This window comes from Candidatus Aegiribacteria sp. (assembly GCA_021108435.1).
GTDB lineage: Bacteria > Fermentibacterota > Fermentibacteria > Fermentibacterales > JCC-6 > Aegiribacteria.
Map to the genome: position 1 here is coordinate 1 of JAIOQY010000075.1, position 2,263 is coordinate 2,263.

Sequence of the window (2,263 nt, forward strand, 5' to 3'; positions counted from 1 at the left end):
GTGTCTGGAGGAAGCATATAATAGTTATAAGAGCAAGGTATTTGATCCGGGACTGGTAGCAAATATCAAGAATATGAACCTGAACAGTGATAATTGCGATCCAAGGACTTTTGATGTGACTCCGCCGGCCTGGCTGAAGGGAGAGGCAAAAGATGCGGTGGATGAGATCAACAGGCAGATACGTAAGGATATTCATCTTGACCCTGATATTAATTATATGAACTATCCCAATCCTGCCGATTCTATGCGGGCTACTGCTGTTGACCTGACTGCCAAGATCAAGGCGAACCAGACCAGGTATGTGGATAAGGACAGGTATCGTAGCGGTGGGAAGTATTCCAGTTGCAGTGCTAAAACCATCAGCCAGGTGCGGCAGTGGTATGTGGATGAGGTGCTGTACCAGGTGAATGAGCAGTACGGGGGTGCATCAGATAATATCAATAATGAGATAGATTCTAATTTCGGTGAATCGGCAGACGGTGTGCGGGATGCCAATAATGCCGGTGCCAATCTGCTAAAGTCTGTGATGTGTTTTCCGATCGGGTTTACTATGAAGGCTGAGCATGTGAGGCCGGACGGGTCGCATTTCGAGAAGGATGAACTTGCCTACTGGCAGGAGAATGTGACGCTGGGTGTGAATATGGTGCCGGATTACCTGCGGCATGATAAATTCTATGACCCGGAACAAAACATCTGGATTGATGCAGTGAAATCGGGTGAGAGGTACATAGCGGATCCAGCCCAGAATCCATCAAGTAAGTCTTTCATTCCTCTTTCACTGCAAAATGTAAATGTTTTTGCTAATAATCCTACATTAATAAATGGTGGAATGCAGGTCTTGCCGCCATCGCCCAGTACGGCCTGGGTAGCAACTACTAATATCTGGAAGATCCGGGTTAAAGGAAGATTACATCAATTTCACCTATATGATTTTGATAATGAATGTCATCCACATCCGATTTATGGACATGAAGCGCAGATATATTCAAGAGAAGATTATGTAGATATTCGTGATCCAGCTACTGGATCAGTTGTAGGCAATAATGATCCAATCGAATTTGAGTTTACTACCGGGACTTTTATTTTTGTTCCTCCAGGTCTAAAAGGAGTCGGTGATAAACTGGAAGGAGGAGATGTTGAAAATTCGATAGGAGCAATAAATGAAGGATGGACAATATGAAATTAATTAGAAAAATAATGTTGTTATGTGTAATGATTTATTTAACTTGTAGTGTTAATGCCGTCGAAAATGATCTGGTTGAATATGAAGTATATTATAATGAACAAGTGACTACAGTCTATGATGCTGAATTAAAAGTTGGCGAGCCAGCCACAATTAGAGCAGTAGTATACCTGAAAAAGAATGTTGATGTTTCCACAGCCCTTTCAGCTACAGGTTATGGTTATAAAAAGGTAAATCAACCATTTGAAGTGATTAGAGGTTCTAGTGAATTTACTGAGACTGCCAGGGAATTCAATCATAGTGCAGGTGAAACAGTTACTTTCGAATGGACTGTACGGCCAACAGATGAAGCCGCAGGATGGACTATTCCGTTAAATATTGCATTTACGTTCTATGATCGAGATGAGAGGGAAGGCTATCCAATAAAATTCACAGCAGCCAGCATCCTGGTCCCTGATGAGCACTACTCAGACCCCGCCCCCACCCGCACTACCACCGCCCCCTCGTCCACGAACCAGCCGCCATCCCAGGGGTCGCCCGGATTCGGGGCGATGGGTGCGCTGATGGGGATACTGCTGGCTGTCGTATACAGGGCAGGGAGGGCTTAGACTACGTCGCTGACATGACAGTTACAAGGTAGATCCCAACGCCAATATCCCATCATCCTCGACGAGCACTACTCAGGCCCCGCCCCCACCCGCATCACAAGCGACCCCTCGTCCACTGACCAGCCGCCGTCCCAGGGGTCGCCCGGATTCGGGGTGGTGGGTGCGATGATGGGGATACTGCTGGCTGTCGTATACAGGGCCGGGAGGGCTTGATAGACTACGGCTAGACCATGGCAGTTTAAATATAATCTAGATTATAATATACACCGCAAAGAACGCCAAGGACGCAAAGCCGACACAACATTGTCTTTGCGATCTTTGCGTGCTTTGCGGTGAATTCGCTTTGCTACCACTTATCCTATATACGAGACACATGCCTGGGGTGAACCTGACAACATGAAGCGCTTGGAAGTATTACCCAGGGATACATTCGTGCCCGGAAACCTCTACGGTGAAGTATGGGAAGTAACAT

The 2,263-nt window shown here is 46.3% G+C and carries 2 protein-coding genes; both read left to right on the plus strand.

Going from position 1 to position 2,263, the window contains the following annotated elements:
* Window positions 1-73 precede the first annotated feature (73 nt).
* Window positions 74-1,180 (plus strand): hypothetical protein, encoded by a 1,107-nt coding sequence (locus K8R76_04625; protein MCD4847457.1) that lies wholly within the window; start codon window positions 74-76, stop codon window positions 1,178-1,180.
* Window positions 1,177-1,791 (plus strand): sarcinarray family MAST domain-containing protein, encoded by a 615-nt coding sequence (locus K8R76_04630; protein MCD4847458.1) that lies wholly within the window; start codon window positions 1,177-1,179, stop codon window positions 1,789-1,791. Before K8R76_04625 ends, K8R76_04630 begins: the two co-directional genes overlap by 4 nt.
* Window positions 1,792-2,263 lie beyond the last annotated feature (472 nt).